21 protein-coding genes are annotated in these 22602 nt (G+C 68.2%); 10 read left to right on the forward strand and 11 right to left on the reverse strand.

The features are described 5' to 3' along the window. Positions 1–60: 60 nt before the first annotated feature. From ACXPWS_RS11760 to ACXPWS_RS11780, 5 genes are all read left to right on the forward strand, one after another. Positions 61–594, forward strand: coding sequence for a hypothetical protein (locus ACXPWS_RS11760; RefSeq protein WP_458712598.1), 534 nt, complete (start codon positions 61–63; stop codon positions 592–594). A 22-nt stretch (positions 595–616) separates the two neighbouring features. Then, the gene (locus ACXPWS_RS11765) at positions 617–1324 is read left to right on the forward strand and encodes a potassium channel family protein (RefSeq protein ID WP_458712599.1); all 708 of its coding nucleotides are present in this window, start codon (positions 617–619) and stop codon (positions 1322–1324) included. Between the two features lie 17 nt (positions 1325–1341). Continuing rightward, the gene (locus tag ACXPWS_RS11770; RefSeq protein WP_458712600.1) at positions 1342–2415 is read left to right on the forward strand and encodes an NAD(P)H-dependent amine dehydrogenase family protein; all 1074 of its coding nucleotides are present in this window, start codon (positions 1342–1344) and stop codon (positions 2413–2415) included. A 69-nt stretch (positions 2416–2484) separates the two neighbouring features. Then, the gene (locus tag ACXPWS_RS11775) at positions 2485–4128 is read left to right on the forward strand and encodes an Hsp70 family protein (RefSeq protein ID WP_458712601.1); all 1644 of its coding nucleotides are present in this window, start codon (positions 2485–2487) and stop codon (positions 4126–4128) included. Positions 4129–4138: 10 nt separating this feature from the next. Further along, positions 4139–5677: an acetolactate synthase large subunit gene (locus tag ACXPWS_RS11780; protein WP_458712602.1), complete on the forward strand. Its 1539-nt coding sequence runs from the start codon at positions 4139–4141 to the stop codon at positions 5675–5677. Here the strand turns inward: ACXPWS_RS11780 and ACXPWS_RS11785 are convergent. Beyond that, positions 5674–6762 (reverse strand): class I SAM-dependent methyltransferase, encoded by a 1089-nt coding sequence (locus ACXPWS_RS11785; protein ID WP_458712603.1) that lies wholly within the window; start codon positions 6760–6762, stop codon positions 5674–5676. The two genes, ACXPWS_RS11780 and ACXPWS_RS11785, sit on opposite strands and share 4 nt — an antisense overlap. 67 nt (positions 6763–6829) lie before the next feature. On the opposite strand from ACXPWS_RS11785, the gene ACXPWS_RS11790 reads away from it, so the two are divergent. Beyond that, positions 6830–7546: an SHOCT domain-containing protein gene (locus ACXPWS_RS11790; RefSeq protein WP_458712604.1), complete on the forward strand. Its 717-nt coding sequence runs from the start codon at positions 6830–6832 to the stop codon at positions 7544–7546. Here ACXPWS_RS11790 and ACXPWS_RS11795 read toward each other — a convergent pair. The 4 genes from ACXPWS_RS11795 to ACXPWS_RS11810 form a co-directional block, all read right to left on the reverse strand. Beyond that, entirely contained in the window at positions 7543–8904 is a 1362-nt protein-coding gene (locus ACXPWS_RS11795) for a styrene monooxygenase/indole monooxygenase family protein (protein WP_458712605.1), read from the reverse strand. The two genes, ACXPWS_RS11790 and ACXPWS_RS11795, sit on opposite strands and share 4 nt — an antisense overlap. A gap of 63 nt (positions 8905–8967) precedes the next feature. Further along, complete coding sequence (locus tag ACXPWS_RS11800; protein WP_458712606.1) at positions 8968–9825, reverse strand: DUF7161 family protein; 858 nt, start codon at positions 9823–9825, stop codon at positions 8968–8970. A gap of 2 nt (positions 9826–9827) precedes the next feature. Next, positions 9828–10451, reverse strand: coding sequence for an MBL fold metallo-hydrolase (locus ACXPWS_RS11805; protein WP_458712607.1), 624 nt, complete (start codon positions 10449–10451; stop codon positions 9828–9830). Next, entirely contained in the window at positions 10451–11536 is a 1086-nt protein-coding gene (locus ACXPWS_RS11810) for an S-(hydroxymethyl)mycothiol dehydrogenase (protein ID WP_458712608.1), read from the reverse strand. Before ACXPWS_RS11810 ends, ACXPWS_RS11805 begins: the two co-directional genes overlap by 1 nt. Positions 11537–11749: 213 nt before the next feature. Between ACXPWS_RS11810 and ACXPWS_RS11815 the strand changes: the two genes are divergently transcribed. Together ACXPWS_RS11815 and ACXPWS_RS11820 are read left to right on the forward strand one after the other, a co-directional pair. Then, entirely contained in the window at positions 11750–12634 is an 885-nt protein-coding gene (locus ACXPWS_RS11815; RefSeq protein WP_458712609.1) for a serine hydrolase domain-containing protein, read from the forward strand. A 110-nt stretch (positions 12635–12744) separates the two neighbouring features. After that, positions 12745–13257, forward strand: a complete 513-nt coding sequence (locus tag ACXPWS_RS11820) for a DUF3145 domain-containing protein (protein ID WP_458712610.1) — start codon at positions 12745–12747, stop codon at positions 13255–13257. A gap of 21 nt (positions 13258–13278) precedes the next feature. On the opposite strand, the gene ACXPWS_RS11825 is transcribed toward ACXPWS_RS11820, so the two are convergent. From ACXPWS_RS11825 to ACXPWS_RS11845, 5 genes are read right to left on the reverse strand one after another with little or no spacing between them, the layout of a single operon-like run. Next, positions 13279–15426, reverse strand: coding sequence for a xanthine dehydrogenase family protein molybdopterin-binding subunit (locus ACXPWS_RS11825; protein WP_458712611.1), 2148 nt, complete (start codon positions 15424–15426; stop codon positions 13279–13281). After that, the gene (locus ACXPWS_RS11830) at positions 15423–16400 is read right to left on the reverse strand and encodes an FAD binding domain-containing protein (RefSeq protein ID WP_458712612.1); all 978 of its coding nucleotides are present in this window, start codon (positions 16398–16400) and stop codon (positions 15423–15425) included. The genes ACXPWS_RS11825 and ACXPWS_RS11830 overlap by 4 nt, the downstream gene beginning before the upstream one ends. After that, positions 16400–16975 carry a (2Fe-2S)-binding protein gene (locus tag ACXPWS_RS11835; RefSeq protein ID WP_458712613.1) on the reverse strand — a complete coding sequence of 192 codons (576 nt, stop codon included), beginning with the start codon at positions 16973–16975 and terminating at the stop codon, positions 16400–16402. The genes ACXPWS_RS11830 and ACXPWS_RS11835 overlap by 1 nt, the downstream gene beginning before the upstream one ends. Positions 16976–17011: 36 nt before the next feature. After that, on the reverse strand, positions 17012–18142 hold the full coding sequence (locus ACXPWS_RS11840) for an alpha/beta hydrolase (RefSeq protein ID WP_458712614.1): 1131 nt from the start codon (positions 18140–18142) through the stop codon (positions 17012–17014). Positions 18143–18152: 10 nt separating this feature from the next. Then, positions 18153–19382, reverse strand: coding sequence for an MFS transporter (locus ACXPWS_RS11845; RefSeq protein ID WP_458712615.1), 1230 nt, complete (start codon positions 19380–19382; stop codon positions 18153–18155). 102 nt (positions 19383–19484) lie between these two features. Between ACXPWS_RS11845 and ACXPWS_RS11850 the strand changes: the two genes are divergently transcribed. Continuing rightward, positions 19485–20369 (forward strand): helix-turn-helix transcriptional regulator, encoded by an 885-nt coding sequence (locus ACXPWS_RS11850; RefSeq protein ID WP_458712616.1) that lies wholly within the window; start codon positions 19485–19487, stop codon positions 20367–20369. Positions 20370–20395: 26 nt separating this feature from the next. Here ACXPWS_RS11850 and ACXPWS_RS11855 read toward each other — a convergent pair whose 3' ends face one another. Then, on the reverse strand, positions 20396–21805 hold the full coding sequence (locus ACXPWS_RS11855) for a flavin-containing monooxygenase (RefSeq protein ID WP_458713501.1): 1410 nt from the start codon (positions 21803–21805) through the stop codon (positions 20396–20398). Positions 21806–21969: 164 nt separating this feature from the next. On the opposite strand from ACXPWS_RS11855, the gene ACXPWS_RS11860 reads away from it, so the two are divergent. Then, positions 21970–22602 (forward strand): TetR/AcrR family transcriptional regulator, encoded by a 633-nt coding sequence (locus ACXPWS_RS11860; protein WP_458712617.1) that lies wholly within the window; start codon positions 21970–21972, stop codon positions 22600–22602.

Genomic DNA, 22602 nt, shown 5'->3' on the forward strand with positions numbered 1-22602 from the left:
CGGCACTCTCTCACGGGACAAACCCGGGACGTGCCAGAAGCGCCCTGTAATACTGCGACGGTGAGGAAGTACATTTCCGGATTCGTCGGTGCGGTTCTGCTCGGCGCAGCGCTGGTGGGATTTGCCGGCCCGGCGCGGGCGGATCAGCAGGTGTTGCAAGGCGTCTACACCTTTCACCAGGAGGGGCTGCCGGACGCGACCTGGTCGATCTACCCGTCCTGCGTGCCCGTGGTGGGGGATCTGCGGGCCGAGATCCACGACCCGGTGGCGTGCCGTCTGCACGTCAGCTCGACGCCGAATCAGGTCGCCAAGGGCGGCGACGCGGTCCTCACCGATGGGCTGTGGGCCTACAACATCAGCTCGGTGGACGGATTGACCTGCCCGGACGGCAGTCTCAAGCCGCTGATGGAGACGTTCCGGTTCGACAGCCAGACGATGACCGGCACCCGCATCATCTCGCACGACCAGGTGTGCGGTCTGCCCTCCACATTGGAGAAGAAGCCGTTCACCCTGACCTACCAGGGGGAGCTGCCGATTCCGATCGAGCAGTACCCACTCATCTGCGAGCCGGGCGGTCTGCGCCGCTGCTTCTGAACCCGGGATTACGCTCCGCTTGATGACTGATCAAACCCGGCTCGAGCGCTTCGAACGGCGGACCGAATGGCTGCTGGCCGCCGTTGCGCTGTTGTTCCTGGCCTGTTATTCGATCCGGGTTCTGGCACAGCCGCGCGGTGCCGGCAGTGCGGTGCTGCACATCGCGTTGGTGGCGCTGTACCTGGTGTTCGTCGCGGACTATCTGGCGCGCTTCTACCTTGCCGATCCCCGCGGAAAGTGGTTCCTGCGCAATCTGCTCGACCTGGCCATCGTCGTGCTCCCGATGCTGCGGCCGATGCGTCTGCTCAGCCTGGCGGTGGTGCTGGAGGTGCTGCAGCGCGTCGTCGGGCACAGCATCCGCGGCCGGGTCGCCACCTACACCGCCGGTGGTGTGGTCACCATCGTCTACGCCGCGTCGCTGGCCGTCCTGGACGTCGAACGCGACGCGCCCCACGCCCAGATCACCTCATTCGGCGACGCGGTGTGGTGGGCCATCAGTACCGTGACGACGGTCGGCTACGGCGACCTGGCTCCGGTGACAGCCGGCGGCCGCCTGATCGCGGTGGCGCTGATGATCGCCGGGATCAGCCTGCTCGGCATCGTCACCGCCACGCTTGCCTCGTGGATCGTCGAGCGGGTGGCCGAGGAGGACACTGCCAACCAGGCCGCCACGGCCGCCCAGATAGAGGAACTCCGCGAGGAAATCCGCCGGATGCGCAGCGCGGACTGACAGGAAGCGATGCCGGAATGACCAAGCGAATAGTGGTGTGGGGTACCGGTTTCGTCGGCACCATGGTGATCGCCGAGATCGTCAAGCACCCCCGGTTCGAACTCGTCGGGGTCGGCGTCAGCAACCCCCAGAAGGTGGGCCGTGACGTTGGTGAGATCTGCGGTCTGGACGCGCCGATCGGGCTGACCGCCACCGACGATATCGACGTACTGATCGCGCTGGCGCCTGACGCACTGGTGCACTACGGGCCCACCGCCGCGCAGGCCGACGCCAACATCGAGCTCATCACCCGCTTCCTGCGTGCCGGTATCGACGTCTGCTCCACCGCGATGACGCCGTGGGTGTGGCCGCACATGTCGCTCAACCCGCCGTCCTGGATCACCCCCATCGAGGAAGCGTGCGCTGCCGGGGGAGCGTCCTGTTTCACCACCGGGATCGACCCGGGTTTCGCCAACGACCTGTTCCCGTTGACGCTGATGGGCCTGTGCTCGGAGGTCCGGACGGTGCGGGCCTCCGAACTGCTCGACTACACCAACTACACCGGTGACTACGAGTTCGAGATGGGCATCGGCAAGCCGCCCGAGTACACGCCGCTGCTGGAACACCGCGACATCCTGGTGATGTCATGGGGCGCCACGGTGCCGATGATCGCGCATGCCGCCGGGATCACCCTGGACGAGATCACCACCACCTGGGAGAAATGGGTGACGCCGGAGGACCGCAAGTCCGCCAAGGGTGTCATCGAGGCCGGCAATGTCGCTGCGGTCCGGTTCACCATCAACGGCCGCTACGGCGGCCAGACCCGCATCCAACTCGAGCACGTCAACCGGATCGGCCTGGACGCGGCGCCGGACTGGCCGACCGGCAACGACAACGACGTCTATCGCGTGGACATCGAGGGCACGCCCAGCATCTCGCAGGAGACCGCCTTCCGGTTCACCGACGGTTCGGGTCGGGACGCGGCGGCCGCGGGGTGCCTGGCAACGGGGCTGCGGGCGCTGAATGCCGTCCCCGCGGTGAATGCGCTGGGCCCGGGTTGGGTCACTGCGCTGGATCTTCCGTTGATCCCAGGCGCCGGCACCATCCGCTGACCAGTACCGAGTAACACCGCTCCGGCAAATCCGATGGATAACCGGATAGGGTTCGCTGAAGGCGGTGTGATGACGGATGCGGTAGGGCTGTCGATTGGTGCCACCAATCTGGCGGCGGTAACGGTGGGCCGGGCGGCGGTGACCCGGCCTGCCGTGCTGACGAGCGGGTCGGGGATGGTGTTCACCGACTTCGTCGACCGTGTCGGCGACCCGGTCGGACTGGTCGCCGCCGACGGGTCCACCCACCGGGCGGAGGCGTTACTGGTCGAGGCACTGCGGGCCATCCCGGTCACCGGGCCGCGCGGCGGACACGCCGGCATCAGTCATCCCGCGCACTGGCATCCTCGCCAGGTCGACGCGGTCCGCGCGGCCCTGGCCGCCGACACCGAGTTGCGTTCGGCGACGCTGTTTTCCGACGCCCTCACCGCACTGGTGGCGCTGGCCGACAACCCCGGGCTGCCGGCCCGGGGCGTCATCGCGCTGTGCGACTTCGGCGGGACCGGTACCAGCATCACGGTGGCCGACGCGGCCATCGGATACCAGCCGATCTCGCCGACGGTCCGTCACCCCGAGCTGTCCGGGGCCCTGATCGACCAGGCTTTGCTCACCCAGGTGCTCGGCGGGGTGACTGGGGCGGTCGACGCCACAGGCACTTCCGCGATCGGCTCACTGACCCGGCTGCGGGCCGAATGCCGGACCGCCAAGGAGCGGTTGTCCGGCGCGACGGCGACCGCGGTTGCGGTGGACCTCCCCGGGCAGCGCACCGAGGTGCGCATCACCCGCGACGAGCTGGATGCCGCGTTGCGGGGACCACTGGTCGATTTCCTCGATGTCCTGCAGGACACGTTGCGGCGCAGCGGGATCCGGCCGGCGGATCTGGTGGCCGTGGCCTCGGTGGGCGGTGGTGCGCGCATTCCCGCCGTGACGACGGCGCTGTCCGAGCGTTTCCGGGTACCGGTGGTCACCATGCCGCAACCGGAACTGACGGCGGCGATCGGCGCCGGGCTCCGGGCCGCCCGCGGTATCGCCGACGAGGTGGCCACCGCGATGTCCGTGGCGGCCCCGGTGCCGCCACCGGTACCGGTGGGTGACCCGGCGATGTCGAGCACCTTCCGGGCCCTGGCCTGGTCACAGGACACCGATGAGGTACCCGAGATGGACCCCGGCCTGTCCCGTTCCGTTGCCGAACCCGAACGGCCCGAGGTCCGCTTCGCGGATCCCGAAGAACCCGAGCCCGAACCGGTCCCGTGGTATCGACGACCGGCGATGCTGCTGGGCGCCGGGGCGGCCGTCGTGCTCGTGGTGTGCGTTGCCGCGGCGGTGTTCGTGCTGCGCACCGACCAGACACCGACACCCACCCCGCAGACGACGACGGCCACCGCGACCGCCAACCCGGTCACACCCTCGCCGGCGCCCCAGCAGCCGTCACCCGCCGAGGCGCCCGCCCCGGCGACCGAGGCCCCGGCCCAGACCCGCACCGTCACCCGTCAGGCGCCCGTCACGCAAGCACCGCCGCCCAATACCGAGACGCCGGCGCCCACCAGTGAGGCGCCGCCGCCGCCGGCACCGTCGCCCGAGCCCAGCACCGAGACACCCGCGACGCAGCAGCCGCCACCACCGTTCATCCCGACGATCCCCACCATCCCGCCGATCCCTACCATCCCCGGCCTGCCACCGTTCATCCCGCAACCGGGACAAGGGCTTCCGCACTAGGGTGGAGCCAATGAACACCGGCGCCGATGTGGTGATCGGCCGGCTGCTGGCCGGCGGGATCGACGTGTGCTTTGCCAACCCGGGCACCTCCGAGATGCACTTCGTGGCCGCCCTCGACCACACCCCGGCGATGCGTGCCGTGCTGTGCCTGTTCGAGGGCGTCGCGACCGGTGCCGCCGACGGGTACGCCCGGATCACCGGCGCACCCGCGGCCACCCTGCTGCACCTGGGTCCCGGCCTGGCCAACGGCCTGGCGAATCTGCACAACGCGCGGCGCGCGCACAGTCCGGTGGTGAACATCGTCGGCGATCACGCGACGCATCACACCGAGTTCGACGCCCCGCTGGAATCCGATATCGAAGCGCTGGCCCGCTGGCCGGAAGGGCTGGTCTTCCGGCCCGCCGTCGCGGAGGCATTGACCGCCGCGGTGGACGACGCCGTCGCCGCCGCCGTGGGCCCGCCCGGCCGGGTGGCCACCGTGATCCTGCCCGCCGACTACTCCTGGGCCACGGCCGAGGCCGCGGAGCCCGCCCCGCCCGAGGTTGCCCCCGCCGACCAGCCACCGACCGATATCGAGGCGATCGCCGATCTGCTGCGCGCACACGGCACCGCCACGATGCTGTTCCTCGGCGGAGCGGCCACCACCGAGGCCGGACTCACTGCGGCAGCGCGTATTTCGGACGCCGTCGGCGGTAAGGCTCTGGTGGAGACGTTCCCGGCGAAGCTGGCGCGCGGGGCGGGGGTCCCGCCGATCGAGCGGTTGGCCTACCTCGCCGAACAAGCCGAGCAACAGCTGGCCGGGATCGCCCACCTGGTCCTGGTGGGGGCCCGGTCACCGGTCGCCTTCTTCGCCTATCCGGGCAAGGCCAGCGGCCTGGTGCCGGCGGGCACCCAGGTCCACACGCTGGAACCCGACGATCTGGACCGTCTTGCCGATGCGCTGGCAGCGCCGGAGTTGGCGTTGGCCGACCAAAGTCCGCCGGCACTGCCGGCCGGCCCACTGAACGTGGGCAACTGGGTGGAGGTGATCGGGGCACTGCTGCCCGAACGCGCCGTCGTCGTCGACGAGGCCAACACCAGTGGTGTGCTGCTACCCGCCGCGACGGCGGCTTCCGCGCGCCACGAGGTGCTGACGCTGACCGGCGGTGCGATCGGACAAGGGCTGCCCGTGGCGGTCGGGGCCGCGATCGCCGCTCCGGACCGTCCCGTCATCGCACTGCAGGCCGACGGCAGTGCGCTGTATACGATCTCGGCGCTGTGGACGATGGCGCGCGAGCGACTCGACATCACCGTGGTGATCCTGAACAACCACGCCTACGCCATTCTGCAGCTGGAACTGGCCCGGGTCGGTTCGGCTCCCACCGGCCCGCAGTCGCGCTCGTTACTGGACCTGGGCAATCCGGATATCGACTTCGTCGCAATCGCAACCGGATTCGGCGTGCCCGCGACCCGCGCCGGCACCGCCGAGGAACTGGCCGAACAGTTCCGGGCCGCGGTGTCCCAACCCGGACCGCACCTCATCGACGCGGCCATTCCCGCCTGGGGCTAGTGCAGTTTGGGCCGCTTGTGCAGCACCACCAGTGCCAGCGGAATCTGAGTCTGCTCCGGGGCGGCGGCCAGCCGGGCCGCGACGCCGCTCTGCAGCACCTCGCAGAACACCTGCCGCCGGTCCTCCGGTAGCACGCCGGCCAGTGCCGGGAACACCGCGGCGCGCATGAAAGCCGCCCACTCCGAACCGAAATGCTGTGCATCACCGTCGATCCGATACTGATTCCAGAACCGGTCCTCGGCGTCGAACACCTCGAGATGCTCGATCTCGAGCTGCTCGAGGCGCCCGGACGGCGCAAACGGTGCGTGAAAATCACCGGCCCGCCGGCCCGCGATCGGGATGTTCATCCGGCCCAGCTCGGTGTCGGTGATCAGCCCGCGGGCCACCAGTTCGGTCAGCTCGGCCATCAGCGCCTGCAGCACCGGGCGGTAGCCGAACTCGCCGTCCTCGGACAAGGCCATGGTGGCCACCACCGTGCGGCCGTCCGGGCACAGCTCGCGGCCACGGAACGCGACGAACTCGTGCCAGTCGAATGCCGCCTGCTTGTCGTGTGCCGCACGCACATCCGCGTCGGCGCTGAACGACGCATGGATATGGTCCGGCACCGCGGCGGGCATGCGGCCCAGCCACAGCACCGCCCACGCCGACCAGCCCAGGTTCACGCTGTTGGATGGAATGATCTGGGTGTAGAACGACCGGCCGACCGCCGAGGCATAGGCGGCGTGATCCTTCTTCAGGTAACTGTCCGGGTCCTCGGCGAGGATGCGGAACAGCGCACTGAAGTCGTTGTCGGGGACGTCGGTGTGCGTCACCATGATCGAGTGCTCGGGCCGGGTGCGCTTGCGCAGCACCGCGATGGCGGCGGAGATGGGTAGCAGCGAGTTGTGCCCGTTGGCCGCACCGTAGTCGGCCAATACGATCGGCCGGCGGGTGGACGGAACCGGCACGGCGCGGGCCGCCTCCTCGAACATGGCGATGGCCTGTTTCAGGCCTGCGGCCTGCAGCCGGGAACCGGCGGTATAGAACGAACTGCCCGGTGGGATCGGTCGCACCACCACACTGGACTCGCGGCTCGGACTGGACACAGCGACGACGGTAGTCCTCTGTCGCGGTACGCACCGTCCGGACGCCGGACATGACAGACTTCGCCCCATGAGCGCCTCGACTGTGCCCAGGCTCCTCACCGCCATCGCGGTGGTGACCATGATCGTGGCGGGTATCGGATTCGTCGTCGCCCTGGTGCTCAACGCGTTCGTGCTCGACAGGTACGACGCCTACGGCGAAGTCCCGATCCCGGGCCGGCGCACCCTGCACCTGCCCGCCGGCGAGGTCACCATCAGCTTCCACACCCAGATCATCGGCAGCACCAACGGCGGCGGCCTGCCGATCCCGAACCTGAAGTTCAGCGCCGACCCGCCGGCGGGTGCGCCCGAACCCGAGATCACCGAGAACATCGGCAGCACCACCACCGTCAACAACGATGCGCGGGTGCGGGTGTGGGTGGCCCGGATCGCCCGGGAGGGCGACTACCGCATCTCGACCGACGGCAACGTCACGGCATTCATCAGTCCCCGCCTCGCCTTCGGCCACGGCAGCCCGGTACCCAACCTGCCCTGGTGGTGCGCCGCGGTTTTCGGTCTCGCCGTCGTGGATTTGGTCATCGCACGGGTGTGGGCGGCCAAAGTCCGCCGCCGCCCGGTACCGGGCGGCCCGGCGCCGTCCTTCACCATCGACGCGAGCCCCAGCTTTACCCCCACCGATGACGGCATCCGCATCCAGCAACTCAAAACACTTGCCGCCCTGCGTGATTCCGGCGCCCTGCCGCAGGCCGAGTTCGACGCCGAGAAACGCCGGCTGCTGGACAGCTAGGCCGCAGGCACCGCCAAGCCGGACCGCTGGAACGACCCCGCCGGAACGAACCGGGCCAGCAGTTCGTCGGCAGGTTCACCGGCGAGATCGGTGATCAACTGCTTGGCCGCGGTTTCGGAGGTCACCACCTCGAACCGGCGGGGATCGTCGAGCAGGCCGAGCAGGCCTGAGGCGAATCGGCTGCTCCCACTGGCGGCGGCGAAGAACAAACCGCCGTAGGCGGCCAGCTCCGGGTCGGACAGGAACAGCCGGGTGACCTGCTGGGCGGCTCGGGCGCGGTGGTCGTAGAACTCCTCGAAAGCCGCTGTCAGCCAGGCGGTGTCGAAGGGACCGTCGTGCGTGCCGGCCCGGTGCACCAGCCCGGCCGCCTGGATCAGGCCGCCCTGGGCGCCTTGCCCCGCGATCGGGTCGAACGCCACCGCGGTGTCCCCGAGCGCGGCGACGGGATGTCCGCCCGCCGTGTGGCCCACCCCGGCGCGCACCACCTGGGTGACGGCACCGGTCAGCCAGGAATACGGATCCTCCTCGATGACCCGAAACTCGGTCACCTCCGGCAGATCCCAGTCGATGTAGTCGCGGTGTAGATCGGTGGCGACGGTCAGCGCGGATTCGGCGCTGGTCACCGTGGCGAACCGGCGTTCCCAGTCGCTTCCTGGGCGGGCCCAGCCGAGAAACGCCCATGTCGGTCCGGCGTCCTTGTGCAGATACGGACCCCAGAACACCTCGCCCTGATCGGCGACCACGGTGAGTGCGTTGTGTGCTCCGCCCGCCGTGCTGCGATGCGCGAAGACCTCCGGGCCGTGCGGCAACCCGGTGACCGTGAACGCCAGCAGACTGCGTTGGGGCTTGTCGTACCAGGTGCGGACGGGGTCGATGGGAAACAGTGCCGACAATCCGCCGCGCCCGGTGGCCACCAAGGTCAGGTCGGCCTTGGCGGCGATCGCGTCCACGCCCTCGGGGTCCACCGCCTGCACCACGAACCGGCCACCGCGCTGTCGGAACAGGGTGAGCCGGTCGTCGGCCTTGAGGCGGGTGTCCACGGCGATCCCGCGAAAGCCGTCGAACCAGCCGTCGAAGGCGATCGCCTCGGCGCCCGCGTCGACCACCCGCACACTTTCACCGGTCGACAAAGGCGCGGTGGCCAGATAGGTGTTCAGGCCCAGGCTCTCCTCGGCGCGCTGGGCCGCGCCGAGGATCAGCGCGGTGCCGCTGGCCGGGATGCCGTCGCGCAACTGTTGCTGGTCCAGGTTGCTGTACACGGTGACGTCAAAGCCCTTGTCCACCAATCCCAGCGCCGCGCTCACGCCGGTCTGCCCGGCGCCGATGATCGCCGCGGAGCGTCCACTCGATGTCGTCATGGCATGACTATCGGCGTGCCCGCCGCGCGTTGGTAGAAACTGGCTCAGCGTGATCGCAAAGGATCAGTGCAGACCCAGCTGGCCGGCGTCGACGGAGACGACCGTGGAGCCCTCTTCCGGGAGCCGGACCGCGAGGCTGCCGTCCGGGTCGATGCGGTTCCCGACGATCCGGACGAATGCGGTACCCACCGGCAGGCCGAGTACCGGGACACCCGACGCGTCGGTGGGGTGATCGGTCAGCAGAACCGCCCGTTTCCCGGCCAGATGTTTGCGGTCGGCGGACGGTGGCGCGGCCGCCGGCGCCCCGGGCGGTGGCAGCCAGCGATCCTCGTGGCGCCCCGCGCGGCACTGTGCGGCGAAGGCGAGTGCCGACTCGCGGTCATCGCAGAACAACTCGTTCATCGCGAGGTCGATGCCGTGGTATTCGCGGTACTCGCCATCCCGTTGCGGCATCGGGGTTCTCAGGTAGCGGCGGCCGGTCGAGCGTTCGACGCCGAGTTCGATGACCAGATTGCCGTCCCGGTATTCACGCACCGGCGCGAAGGTGTAGACCGCGGGTGCGGTCATCACGGCCGGGCGGTTGTCCGCATCGATGCCGTGTCTGCGCAGCCCCAGCCGCACCAGCCCGAAGGCCGCGGCGGCCACCGACGCGGCCAGTGCGGTGCCACCGGCGAGGGCGATCAGCGGGTAGTGGAATGTGTAACCCTCTGCCCGCCAGGCATATACGATCGCCACCAGATAGGCGCCGATCACCGACGCCGGTATCCCGATGACGGCCAGGACCACGCCGAGCGCCGCGACGCCGGGCGCCCCGCTGTCGCTGAGTGTGACGCTCATGGCGCCCGCATACACCGACAGGCCCACCCAGCCCAGCAGGACGACGAACAACAGGATCGTCGCGACGGCGTCGACGGTGTGCATCGCTAGTGGCCCCGCGCCACCCATTCGTCGTAGTGCACCAGTTCGCCGCCGATGGTGGTGGTGTCGCCGTGACCGGTGTAGACGACGGTCTCGTCCGCAAGGGTGCCCAACTTCTTGGAGATGGATTCCAGGATGGTGGGGAAGTCCGAGAAGGAGCGTCCGGTGGCCCCGGGCCCACCCTGGAACAGGGTGTCCCCGGAGACCACGGCGTTGAGGGCGGGTGCTGACCAGCACACCGAGCCCGGGGAGTGCCCGGGGGTGTGCAGGGCGTGCAGTTCGATGCCGCCGGCGGTGAGCACCAGACCGTCCTGCACGCTGCGGAATTCGGCTTCGGGGTGTACGACTCGCCAGAGCATCTCGTCGGCCGGGTGCAGGAACACCGGGGCGTCGAGGGCCTTGGCAAGTTCGGGGGCGACGGTGATGTGGTCGTTGTGCCCGTGCGTGCAGATCACCGCGACGACGTTGCGCCCCGCCACCGCGTCGATGATCGGGGCAGCGGTGTGGGCGGCGTCGAAGACGATCACGTCGGAGTCATCACCGATGAGCCAGATGTTGTTGTCGACGTCCCAGCTGCCGCCGTCGAGTTCGAACGTTCCGCTGGTGATGACGCGCTGCACGTTGCTCATCAGAGCACCACGACCGAGCGCAGCACCTCGCCGGCGTGCATCTTGTGGAACGCCTCCTCGACCTGGTCCAGAGCGATGCGTTCGGAGACGAACTTCTCCAACGGCAACCGGCCCTGCAGGTAAAGGCTGATCAGGGTGGGGAAGTCGCGTTCGGGCAGGCAGTCGCCGTACCAGGAGGACTTCAGCGAGCCGCCTCGGGAGAAGAAGTCGACCAGCGGCATCTCCAGCGTCATGTCCGGGGTCGGCACCCCGACCAGGACCACGGTGCCTGCCAGGTCGCGGGCGTAGAACGCCTGCTTCCAGGTCTCGGGGCGTCCGACGGCGTCGATCACGACGTCCGCGCCGAAGTCGTCGGTGAGGTCCTGGATGGTTTCCACGGGGTCGAGGTCTTTGGCGTTGATGGTGTGGGTGGCGCCGAATTCGCGGGCCACGTGCAGCTTGCGGTCATCGACGTCGACGGCGATGATGCGCCGCGCGCCGACCAGGGCGGCACCGGCGATGGCGGCGTTCCCGACGCCACCGCAGCCGATCACCGCGACGGTGTCATCGCGGTTGATGGCACCGGTGTTGACCGCCGCACCGAGGCCGGCCATCACACCGCAGCCCAACAGGCCGGCCACCGCCGGGTCGGCCGCGGAGTCGACCTTGGTGCACTGGCCCTCGTGCACCAGGGTCTTGTCGGCGAAGGCGCCGATGCCGAGTGCGGGGGACAGCTCGGTGCCGTCGGTCAGCGTCATCTTCTGGGTGGCGTTGAAGGTGTCGAAGCACAGGTGCGGGCGGCCGCGCTTGCAGGCCCGGCACTCACCGCACACCGCGCGCCAGTTCAGGATGACGAAGTCGCCGACCTCGACGTGGGTGACACCGTCGCCGATGGTCTCCACGATGCCGGCGGCCTCGTGGCCCAGCAGGAACGGGTACTCGTCGTTGATGCCGCCCTCGCGGTAGGTCAGATCGGTGTGGCACACACCGCAGGCCTGGATCGCGACCACGACCTCACCGGGACCCGGATCCGGGATGACGATGTCGACCAATTCGACGGGCTGACCTTTGGACCGGGAGATGACGCCGCGCACCGTCTGACTCATGCCTAGCTGGACCTTTCGTGTGGAGGGGATCCGGGCGTGCTGACGCGTCACCCGCATGTTTACTATCAGTGGTTCGAGTTGCTCGGTAGTGAACCTACCTTAGGGTCGCCGGGCTGGCCCGACTCATGCCTATAACCTAATACGCGCCCCCGCGCTCCGTCGGACAGGTGTCCAGTTTCTGGTAAACGCCCTGGCAAGTAGGCTCGGGCGGCTATGATCGCACTCGACATCTTGGCCGACTGGCCGGTCCCGACGGCTGCCGCCGCGGTCATTGCGCCGTCCTCCCGGGGCGAGCGAAGCGACGGGGGTGTTTCCGTCGTCGCCACTTACGGTGACACCACCCGTCCGTACCGGCTGGCGTCGGTGACCAAGCCCCTGGTCGCGCGTGCCGCCCAGGTCGCCGTGGAGGAGGGCGCCGTGGAACTCGACAGCCCGGCGGGTCCGCCCGGTGCGACGGTGCGGCATCTGCTCGCGCACGCGTCCGGCGTGGCGATGCAGTCCGGCGCCAGGGGCGAGCGAAGTGACGGGGGAATGGACGTGCTGGCGGCCCCTGGTACCCGGCGCATCTACTCCAATTACGGATTCACCCTGCTCGCCGAGGCGCTCGAAGAGGCTACGGACATCCCGGTGCAGACCTACCTGTCCGAGGCCGTCTTCGAACCGCTCGGGATGGCGGCGTCGACGCTGGCCGGCGGCGCGGCAGCGGCCGGCTACGGCGGCCAGTCCTCGGTCGAGGATCTGGGGCGGTTCGCCGGCGAGCTGCTGAGGCCGGCCCTGGTCTCGCCGCAGTTGCACGCCGAGGCGGTATCGGTGCAGTTCCCCGGCCTTGCCGGAGTGCTGCCGGGCTTCGGGTCACAGCGGCCCAACGACTGGGGTCTGGGGTTCGAGATCCGGGACGGCAAGTCACCGCACTGGACCGGCACGCTGAACTCGGCGGGCACCTTCGGGCATTTCGGCCAGTCAGGGACGTTCATCTGGGTCGATCCAGTCGCCGATCTGGCACTGGTGGTGCTGACCGACCGCGATTTCGGTGACTGGACCCTGGCTCGGTGGCCCGCAATCTCTGATGAGGTCCTGAGAGAATTCGGAGCACACTAGCGCAACTGTGGCCCCACAAGGCACAATAGACACGCACGAAACAACTGCACGCTTTGGTAACACCAGGTCGTTGGGGAAGACGTCCCTAGTGGAAGCCGAAGGAGCAGATGATGCGTGCGTCGAACCAGTTCGCCGATGCGACGACTGGCGTGGTTTACGTTCACGCCTCGCCCGCGGCGGTATGCCCACACGTGGAGTGGGCACTTTCGTCGACCCTGTCGGCGCGGGCGAACCTGAAATGGACGCCCCAACCGGCCATGCCGGGGCAGCTTCGTGCCGTCACGAACTGGGTTGGCCCGGTCGGCACCGGTGCGCAGCTGGCCAACGCCCTGCGCTCATGGTCCGTGCTGCGCTTCGAGGTGACCGAGGATCCGAGCGAAGGCGTCGACGGGCACCGCTGGTGCCACACCCCCCAGCTGGGCTTGTGGAGCGGGGCGATGAGCGCCAACGGCGACGTCATGGTGGGCGAACTCCGGCTGCGCAATCTGATGGCGTCGGGCGCCGACACCCTGGCCGCCGAACTGGACACCGTGCTGGGCACCGCGTGGGACGAATCCCTGGAGCCCTACCGTGGCGGCGGGGACGCCGGCGAGGTGTCCTGGCTCAACCGAGGGGTCGGATAGTCCGAAGCGGGTCGGCTGCCCTCACAGTAGTTTCTCGATGGTGATGGGTAGGTCACGGATGCGCTTGCCCGTGGCGTTGTAGACGGCATTGGCGATGGCACCGGGGACGCCGACCATGGCCACCTCACCCAGCCCTTTGACCCCGATCGGGTCGGCGATGTCGTCACGGGTCGCCACAAAGTCCGCATCCAGGGCAGGCACGTCGGCGTTGACGGGCACGAGGTAGTCCGACAGGTTGGCGTTGACGATGCGACCGTCGCGATGGTCGGTTTCGCCGTTCTCCAGCAGCGCCATCCCGATGCCCTGCGTCATGCCGCTGAGTGCCTGGCTGCGGGCCAGTTTGGGATTGATGATGCGGCCGGCGTCATAGACGGCGTACATCCGGCGGATCCGGACGGTGCCCAGCATTTCGTCCACGGCGACCTCGGCGAACACGGCACCGTAAGAGTGCATCGAGTAGCGTTCGTCGGCGTCATCCGGCGAATACGTCTGATTCGAATCCAAGGACCGCAAGTTTCTGCGGCGCAACAACTCCTGATACGTCTCACCGCGCACGGGATCAGCGCGCAGGTGCATGCGTCCGGCGGTGACGGTCACCTCCTCGGGGCGGACGCCGTTCAGCGGAGAGCCGGGATCCAGGACGGCGGTCCGGATGATGCGGTCGCGCAACATATCGGCGGTCAGGGCGACGCTGGACCCGACGCTCAGCATCGTCTGGGAACCGTACTGCACGGCCGCCCGCGGGAATTGCGTGTCCCCCAGGGAGAAGCGCACCCGGTCCAGCGGGAGCCCAAGGGCATCCGCGGCCACCTGCGTCATGGAGGTATACGTTCCGGGGCCGATATCGCTTGCGGCGGCGAATAACTCGACGGTCCCATCGGCATTGACCCGCGCCGAGGCCGACGACTCGTTACGCACCACGTGGTAGAGCGCGGCCGCGGTCCCCATCCCGATGAGCAGATCGCCCTGCCGCGTTGCCCGCGGTGCCGGGTTGCGGCGCGACCACCCGAAGTTCTGGGCACCTTGCCGGAAGCACTCGGTGACCCGGCGAGTCGAGAACGGGACGTTCGCGCTCTCGTCGTGGTCGGGTTCATTGCGCAGCCGCAGCTCGATCGGATCCATCGACAGCCGCGCCGCGAGTTCGTCGATGGCGCATTCCAGCGCGAAGGCGCCGGTGACGGCGCCGGGTCCACGCATGTACGTCGGCGAACTGACATCCAAGGGCACGATCCGGGCCGCCGCCCGCAGGGCCGGTGAGCTGTACAGCAACGGTGTTCCCTCGGTGATCGGGTCCTCGAAACCCTCGTACCGGGAGATCTCGACCTGGCTTTCGTGCACGATCGCGGTGAACCGGCCGCTGCGGTCGGCGCCGATCGCCATCCGTTGACGACTCGCGGGGCGGTAACCGATCGCGGCGTACATCTGCGGACGGGTCAAGGACAACTTGACCGGCCGCCGCAGTTTCCTGGCGACGTGTGCTGCCAGGAACTGGTGCGGCCACGTCTCGCCGGCACTGCCGAACGCGCCGCCGACGAATGGCGAGATGACCCGGATGTGGTCGGCGGCTACTCCCAGCGCGGCGCTGTAGGCGTCGCGCGAGTAATGCACGCCCTGTACCTTGTCCCACACCGTCAGACGGTCGCCCTCCCAGGCGGCGACGGTGGCCGGAATCTCCATAGGGTTGTGGTAATTGCGGGCAATGGAATAGTTGTTGTCCACCGCTATCAGCGCACCGCGCAGCGCGGCGTCGGCGTCTCCGCGAGAGTAGTCGGGTCCCCTCGTGCTCGGATTGCGTTGCGCGGACGGCGCATCGAAATCGGTGTTGTGTGGTTCCCCGCGATAACGCACCACGACCAGGCCGGCGCCGTGCATGCCGGCTTCCACGGTGTCGGCGACGACGACGGCCAGGGGTTGGCCGAAGAAAGCCACCCGGGTGATGTCGAAAGGCAAGGCGACGCCGTCGAAGTCGGTGATCACCCGCAGCACCCCGGGGTGACGTCGGGCGGCGTCGATATCGATACCGTCCACGGTGGCACGGGAAACCGTGGCGCACACCAGCACCGCATGGACGTGGTCGGGTACCGGGTTGTCGGCCGCGTAGCGGGCTTTGCCTGTCACCTTGAGTCGCCCGTCGACGCGAGCGATGGGCTGGCCGGCCAGTGAGGTCATCGCAGGGCCGCCACGGTGGCGAGCTGACGTTGTACGGTGCGTTTGAGCAGTTCGACCTTGAACCCGTTCTCGGTCAGAGGTTTCGCGCCATCGGCGGCGACGGCCGCGGCCGTGCGCCACAGATCCGGACCGGCGGGCCGGTTCACCAGCAGACGTTCGACAGCGGGCAGACGCCACGGCACCGTGCCCACGCCTCCGACGGCGACCCGGGCAGAGCGCACCACACCCCCGGACAGATCGACGGCCACGGCGGCCGAACACAAGGCGAATTCGTATGAGCTGCGGTCACGGACCTTCAGGTATCCCGAACGCCGGGTATCGGGTCGGGTGGGAATCTCCACGGCGGCGATCAATTGTCCTGGCACCATGTTGTGTTCACGGTCGGGGGTGTCGGCCGGCTGGCGGAAGAAGTCGCCGATGCCGATGCGCTGCTCGCCCGAGGCAGTCCGGGTGATCACGACAGCGTCCAGGGCGACGAGTGCCACGGCGAGGTCGGACGGGTGTGTCGCCACACAGTGGTCGCTGGTGCCGAGAATGGCCAGCGTGCGGTTACGGCCCGTGATGGCGGCGCATCCGGTACCGGGCGAACGGCGGTTACACGGCGCCGAGACGTCCCGAAAATACAGGCAGCGTGGCCGTTGCATGAGGTTGCCGCCGATGGAGGCCATGTTCCGCAGTTGACCGGATGCACTGAGCTCCAACGCCTCGGCGATCACCGGGAACAGCGCGCGCACAGCGGGATGGTCGGCCAACTCCGCCATCCGCACCAGCGCACCGACCCGGAGCCGGTGTTGATCGAGGTCGATATCGCGATAGGGCAGCGCGTTGATGTCGATCACCCGGTCGGGGCGTTCCACCGTCTGGCGCATCAGATCGACCAGGGTGGTGCCACCGGCGATGTAGCGGGCACCCGACTGCCCGGCGGTGAGTGCGGCGGACTCGTCGGCCGCGGTGGTGAACGTGAACGGATACATCAGTGGTCTCCGTGTTCGGCGGTTCGCGCGATTGCGGTGACGATGTTGGTGTAAGCGCCGCAGCGGCAGATGTTGCCGCTCATCGCTTCCCGGATCTTCTCGGGTGTGGTGGCCCGCCCTTCACGGATACACCCGATCCCGGACATGATCTGGCCGGCCGTGCAGTAACCGCATTGGAAACCGTCTTCGTCGATGAACGCCTGCTGCAATGGGTGCAGTCGGCCATCCCGCTCGAGACCCTCGATGGTGACGACCTCGGCGCCGTGCGTCATCACGGCCAGCGTCAAACATGACAGCCTGCGCTGACCGTCGACCAGTACGGTGCAGGCCCCACAGGCACCTTGGTCGCAGCCTTTCTTGGTACCGGTCAGTCCGGCATGTTCGCGCAACAAGTCCAACAACGAGGTGCGGTTGTCGACGGTCAGCTCGTGTGGCTCGCCGTTGATCCGCAACTGCACAGTGCTGGCGGGAACAGCCTCATCGCCGCTGTCCCCGGCGCATCCCTGGACCAGACTCAGCGCCGCGACGCCGCCGCCCACCGCCGCCGACGCGGCGACGAACGTACGGCGGTTCATCTTCCCGTGATTCGGGCCATCGGTCATCGACACCGGTCAGCCCAGGTTCGACCGGAAGAACGTGGACAAGGTGTCGAACGGAATCAGGTCGGTGCGGTCGTAGAGATCCACGTGGCCGGCACCGGGAATGGTGACCAGTCGCTTGGGTTCGGCGGCCAACCGGTAGGCGTCCTCGCTGAATTCCCGGGAATGTGCCTGGTCACCGGTGACGAACAGCATCGGGCGCGGTGAGATGGTCTCGATGTCGTTGAACGGGTAGAAGTTCATGAACTTCACGTTGCTGGTGAGGGTGGGCTGAGTGGTGGACTCCGGTGACTGCCCATCGGCGGTGAACTCGCCGCGCCGTGTCCGGTAGAAGTCGTAGAACTCCCGCTCGATGGCGGTCGAATTCTCATTCAGGTCGTGCACGGTGCCGCCGGTGTATTCGGTTGGACCACCGCCGAATTCGACATCACGCTGACCGGCGGCCTGTTCGAGGATCTGCCGACGCTGATCCAGACTCAGGCCGTTGCGCAGGCCATCACGGTTGGCCGCACCCATGTCGTACATGCTGACGGTGGCGACGGCCTTGATGCGCGGGTCGATCTTGGCGGCGCTGATCACGAAGCTACCGCTGCCGCAGATGCCCAGCGCGCCGATGCGCTCACGGTCGACGAACGGCTGGGTGCGTAGGTAATCGACCGCGGCGCTGAAGTCTTCGGCATAGATGTCCGGTGACACGGCGTTGCGAGGTTGCCCCTCGCTGGCGCCCCAGAACGACAGGTCCAGCGACATGGTGACGAAACCTTGTTCGGCCATCTTCGTCGCATACAGGTTGGCGCTTTGCTCCTTGACCGCACCCATCGGGTGCCCGACCACGATGGCCGATGCCTTACCGCTGCGGTTCAGATCCTTTGGTATGAACAGGTTCCCGGTCACATTCATTCGATACTGATTTTCGAAGGTGACCTTCTGTACGTCGACGCGGTCGCTCACGTAGAAATTGTCGGCACCGCGGGAGGTATCCCCGGGTTCCGGGTTGACCGTTGCGGCCGCGGCCGACGGGGACTGGGTTGTGGTGGGTGACGACGCGCATGCCGACGCGGTCAGCACGGTGACCAGCGAAAGACCGGCGCCGGCGAGTTTCAGCAGGCCATGTTGGGCGGAAGTTGTTCCGATGATGGTCATTTCGGTGCTCCTAAGACGAGGGTTGGTATGCCACCGGGGTGGCTTGTGCGGTGTGCGACGCCGCACGAGGTCGGGGTCGCAGTGCGATCAGCGCGGTCAGCGGCATCAGCGCGGAGCCGGTGAGGGCCGCACCCAGCACGGCGGGCCCGGTCAGGCCCAATGAGGTGGACAGGGTGGCCGCGGCCAGCGCCGATCCGCCCGCGGTACCCAGATTGAACGCGGCGGTGGCCAGGGCGGACGCCAACGTCGAACCGCGGGCGTGCTGCAACGTCTGGGCGATCAGCACCGGATTGGCACCCAGCCCGCACGCGCCCAGCAGCACCACCACGACCACCGTCACCGCGGTGTGTTCCGCCGTGCCGGCCAGCACCAACATGCCGGCGGCCGAAGCGGTCACCGCCACCGCGATCGTGGCCAGTGGATGACGATCACCGAAGTGACCACCCACAGCGGTGCCGAGGAGCGCGCCGACCCCGAACGCGACCAGCACCACCGGCACCAGCGCGGCGGGGATACCGGAACGGTCGGTCAACAGCGGGCTGATGAAGCTGTACATCCCCAGAAAACCCGCCTGGGCGAGCACGATCACGGCGAGGACCACCCACATGCGCCAGGTGCCCAGCGCAGCGACCTCACTGCGCACCGATACCACCGCGGACGGTTCGCCGACCGTCGCCGGCATCAGACGCAGGACGGCCACACCGATGACCAGTGACAGCGCGGCGAGCATCCAGAACGGTCCGCGCCACCCGGTGAACAGGCTCGCGAAGGTACCCAGCGGCACACCCGCAACGACGGCCAGGCTCAGCCCGCCCGACATCACCGCGAGTGCCCGCGCGCCGGCCCCCGGCCCAGCGACCGCAGTGGCGACCGCCGCGCCGACCGCCCAGAACGTTCCGGTGGCCAGCGCCGTGATCACCCGCGAAACGGTCACCACGGTGAACGAGTCGCTGAGCGCGGCGACGACGTGCCCCCCGGCGAACACCAGCAGCGCGCCGACGAGTGTCGCGCGTGCCGGTAGCCGCAAGGTGGCCAGCGCCATCACCGGCGGCCCGATGATCATGCCGACCGCGAAAGCGGTGATCAGCAGGCCGGCCTTGGTCACGTCGACGCCCAGATCGGCGGCCACGTCCGGGAGCAGGCCGGCGAGCATGAACTCCGTCGTACCCATCAGGAACACCCCGGCGGCCACCACGTACACCAGCCTGGGCAGCCGTGTCGGTTGTGTCGTCTGTTGCATGCTGACCAGCCAACGCGGCGCGGCCCGGATGAGGGAGTCTCTCTGCAGAGGTGCACTGACAGGGCATCCCTGGAATGGGCGGGCCGTCGTACCGTCGGAAGGATGGACAACCGAGCCGAGGTGCGCGAGTTCCTGACCTCGCGGCGCGCCAAGATCACGCCGGAGCAAGCGGGGCTCCCGGTGAGTGGCCGGCGCAGGGTGCCCGGACTGCGCCGCAGCGAAGTCGCCGCGCTCGCCGGTGTCAGCATCGAGTACTACTCCAAGCTCGAGCGCGGAACGCTGGGCGGCGTCTCGGCGTCGGTCCTCGATGCGCTGGCCCGGGCGCTGCGGCTCGACGATGCCGAACGGGCGCACCTGTTCCACCTCGCCCATGCCGCGGACGGAACGAGTGCCGGTATGCGGCCGCGCCGGCGCCCTGCCGCACGCTGGACTCCGCGACCGGCGCTGCAGTGGGTGCTCGACGGTATCGGGCCGCCGGCGATCATCCGCAACGGGCGGATGGACCTGCTGGCGACCAACCATCTGGGCCGCGCCATGCATTCGTCGATGTATGACACCGTCTCGGGTGAGGCACCGAACTTCGCCCGCTACACCTTTCTCGACAGCGACTCGCAGCGCTTCTATCCCGATTGGGGCATCGCCGCCGACACCGCCGTGTCCATCCTGCGGACCGAGGCGGGGCGGGACCCGCATGACAAGGAGCTGCATGATCTGGTCGGAGAATTGTCCACGCGCAGTGCGGAATTCCGTCGACGCTGGAGTTCACACGATGTGCGCCTGCACGGCGCCGGCGTGAAGCACTTCCATCACCCGGTGGTCGGCAACCTGGAGCTGGCGTACGAGAGCGTGGACATGATCTCCGATCCGGGACTCACGCTGACCGTCTATGTCGCCGAGCCCGCGTCGGCATCGGCGCAAGCGCTGGATCTGCTCGCGTCGTGGGCCGATACGCCGGCCACCGCACCGCGGACGAGCGGCGGGCCGTGAAGGTGCTACTCACCACATGAGTGTGTCTAGCCGAGCCGGAAGTGTGCGGGCTCCGGTTCGGCCAGCATCCGGGTGAGTGTGGCGCGATCGAACGGCCACAGGTCGATGGTGCCGGCGTCGGTGAAATACCAGGAATTGCAGCCGGTGTTCCAGACGGTCGGGCCGATGGCGTCGGCGACCGCGGCGTTGAACTCCTCGGTGGCCTCTTCGGTGACTTCCACCTCGGTGATATCGCCATCACGGAATCGCTTGAGCCAGGCGACGATATAGCGTGCGGTGGCTTCGGCGGAGTACTGCAGCGGAATCGATCCGGTCGGTGAGTTCGGGCCGAGGACGGTGAACAAGTTCGGAAATCCGGGAATGGCGGTCATCCGGTAAGCCCGCGGTCCTTTCACCCATGCCTCATCCAGGGTGATGCCGTCTCGGCCCACGATCGACATCGGCCGCATGTAGTTGTGCGCGTGAAAACCGGTCGCCAGCACGACGACATCCACGTCGTGGTGCGCACCGTCGGCGGTGCGCACACCGGTCGAGGTCATCTCGGTGATCCGCTCGGTGACGAGCTGGGCGTTCGGCCGGGTGATGGCCCGGTAGTAACTGCCCGACACCACCTGGCGCTTGCACAGCGGCTGATAGTCGGGGGTCAATTTGGCGCGCAACTGCCGATCGCGGATCTGGGCACGCAGGCTCAGCCGGGCATAGGCCTGCACCAGGCTGCGCCGCCACGACGGGGTGGTGACGACATCGGCGAGGATGTTCGACATCCACTGCAGCGCATCGAACGCCGAGGCGTGCAACGCCGGCCAGCGCCGCAGCGCCGCCGTGAGTGCACGCGGCTGGCGCAGCCACATCGGGGCCCACAGAATCCACTGTGGTGACCGGGCGAAGTGCAGCACCGCACCGGCTTGCGGTTGCAACGCCGAAACCACTTGCACACCTGTGGAACCCGTCCCGATCACGGCGATGCGCCGACCGGCCGTCTGCAGGCCCGGGTCCCACTGTGCGGTGTGCACCACCGGACCGCCGAAGCGCTCCATGCCCGGTATGGCGGGCACGTGCGGGTGGTGCAGTACTCCGGTGGCGCACACTACGAAATCGGCGATCAGGGTGTCGCCGTCGGCGGTGGTGAGCGTCCAACTGCCGGCGGCGTAGTGCGCGGCGGTGACTTCGGTGTTCAGCCGCAGATGCGGTCTCAGCCCGCAGTTGTCGACGGTATCTCGGTGGTAGCGCTGGATATCGGTGCCGGTGGCCCACAGATGGCTCCACTGCGGATTGGGTGCGAAGCCGAACTGGTAGATCTGCGAGGGGACATCGCAAGTGAGCCCGGGATAGCGGTTCCAGTGCCAGACGCCGCCGACGTCGGAGCCCTTCTCCACGATGGTGAAATCGGTGAAACCGGCCTGCCGGAAGGTGTGTGCGGCGGCGATACCGGCCATCCCGGCGCCGATGATGACGATGCGGACCGTACGGCTCACCGCGCCGGCTCCGCGCCGCCCGGCCTGGGACTTCTGGAAAAGTGCATCATCGCCTCTCGTATCTAAATACTGACGGTATCTGAATACTCAGAGTTAAATCAATACCTCCGGTTTATGATCTGCGCATGCCGCGGCTGACCAGGGCGCAACGCCAGGAACAGACCCGTGCCGAATTGCTCGAGGCCGCCAAGCGGCGCTTCCTGACCCACGGTTACGCCGCCACCAGCCTCGACGACATCGCCGAGGACGCCGGCTACTCGAAAGGCGCGGTCTACTCCAATTTCGGCAGCAAGCAGAACGTCTGCCGCGCCGTCCTCGAGCTCATCCATCGCGAGAAGTTCGGTGAGATCGCCGAGTTGGCGACGGCGGACGCCGACTTGGACCGCAGGATCGCCGCGGTCAATGCGTGGTTCGACGGGACCGTCGGCGACGTCGGCTGGACCATGCTGGAACTCGAATTCGTGGTGCTGTCCCGCAACAATCCCGAGCTGACCGAGATGATCACCGCGCTGCGTGCCGAAGCCGCGGAATCGGTGGTCGGTGTGCTCCGGTCCCTGTCGACCGATCTGGGCATCGACGAATCCAGTGCATTGACAACAAGTTTCGATGATCTGGGTAACCTGTTGCTCAGTGTGGGCATCGGACTGGGCATCCAGCGCGCCGTCGATCCCGCCGTGCCCGCCCGGCCGGCTACCGAGGCCATCCGCTATCTGTTGAACATGCTCGGTTCGATCGGAACTTCGCCCGCCGAAGCGTGA

It is taken from the genome of Mycobacterium sp. BMJ-28 (assembly GCF_054404835.1).

Excerpts from the sequence above, each read along its gene's own strand:
- ACXPWS_RS11845 (WP_458712615.1), bottom strand. The coding sequence starts at position 19,382 with ATGCAACAGACGACACAACCGACACGGCTGCCCAGGCTGGTGTACGTG.
- ACXPWS_RS11820 (WP_458712610.1), top strand. The coding sequence starts at position 12,745 with ATGCGTGCGTCGAACCAGTTCGCCGATGCGACGACTGGCGTGGTTTAC.
- ACXPWS_RS11765 (WP_458712599.1), top strand. The coding sequence starts at position 617 with ATGACTGATCAAACCCGGCTCGAGCGCTTCGAACGGCGGACCGAATGG.
- ACXPWS_RS11860 (WP_458712617.1), top strand. The coding sequence starts at position 21,970 with ATGCCGCGGCTGACCAGGGCGCAACGCCAGGAACAGACCCGTGCCGAA.
- ACXPWS_RS11790 (WP_458712604.1), top strand. The coding sequence starts at position 6,830 with ATGAGCGCCTCGACTGTGCCCAGGCTCCTCACCGCCATCGCGGTGGTG.
- ACXPWS_RS11850 (WP_458712616.1), top strand. The coding sequence starts at position 19,485 with ATGGACAACCGAGCCGAGGTGCGCGAGTTCCTGACCTCGCGGCGCGCC.
- ACXPWS_RS11825 (WP_458712611.1), bottom strand. The coding sequence starts at position 15,426 with ATGACCTCACTGGCCGGCCAGCCCATCGCTCGCGTCGACGGGCGACTC.
- ACXPWS_RS11830 (WP_458712612.1), bottom strand. The coding sequence starts at position 16,400 with ATGTATCCGTTCACGTTCACCACCGCGGCCGACGAGTCCGCCGCACTC.
- ACXPWS_RS11805 (WP_458712607.1), bottom strand. The coding sequence starts at position 10,451 with ATGAGCAACGTGCAGCGCGTCATCACCAGCGGAACGTTCGAACTCGAC.
- ACXPWS_RS11800 (WP_458712606.1), bottom strand. The coding sequence starts at position 9,825 with ATGCACACCGTCGACGCCGTCGCGACGATCCTGTTGTTCGTCGTCCTG.
- ACXPWS_RS11810 (WP_458712608.1), bottom strand. The coding sequence starts at position 11,536 with ATGAGTCAGACGGTGCGCGGCGTCATCTCCCGGTCCAAAGGTCAGCCC.
- ACXPWS_RS11780 (WP_458712602.1), top strand. The coding sequence starts at position 4,139 with ATGAACACCGGCGCCGATGTGGTGATCGGCCGGCTGCTGGCCGGCGGG.
- ACXPWS_RS11775 (WP_458712601.1), top strand. The coding sequence starts at position 2,485 with ATGACGGATGCGGTAGGGCTGTCGATTGGTGCCACCAATCTGGCGGCG.
- ACXPWS_RS11795 (WP_458712605.1), bottom strand. The coding sequence starts at position 8,904 with ATGACGACATCGAGTGGACGCTCCGCGGCGATCATCGGCGCCGGGCAG.
- ACXPWS_RS11815 (WP_458712609.1), top strand. The coding sequence starts at position 11,750 with ATGATCGCACTCGACATCTTGGCCGACTGGCCGGTCCCGACGGCTGCC.
- ACXPWS_RS11835 (WP_458712613.1), bottom strand. The coding sequence starts at position 16,975 with ATGAACCGCCGTACGTTCGTCGCCGCGTCGGCGGCGGTGGGCGGCGGC.
- ACXPWS_RS11855 (WP_458713501.1), bottom strand. The coding sequence starts at position 21,805 with ATGGCCGGTATCGCCGCCGCACACACCTTCCGGCAGGCCGGTTTCACC.
- ACXPWS_RS11840 (WP_458712614.1), bottom strand. The coding sequence starts at position 18,142 with ATGACCATCATCGGAACAACTTCCGCCCAACATGGCCTGCTGAAACTC.
- ACXPWS_RS11770 (WP_458712600.1), top strand. The coding sequence starts at position 1,342 with ATGACCAAGCGAATAGTGGTGTGGGGTACCGGTTTCGTCGGCACCATG.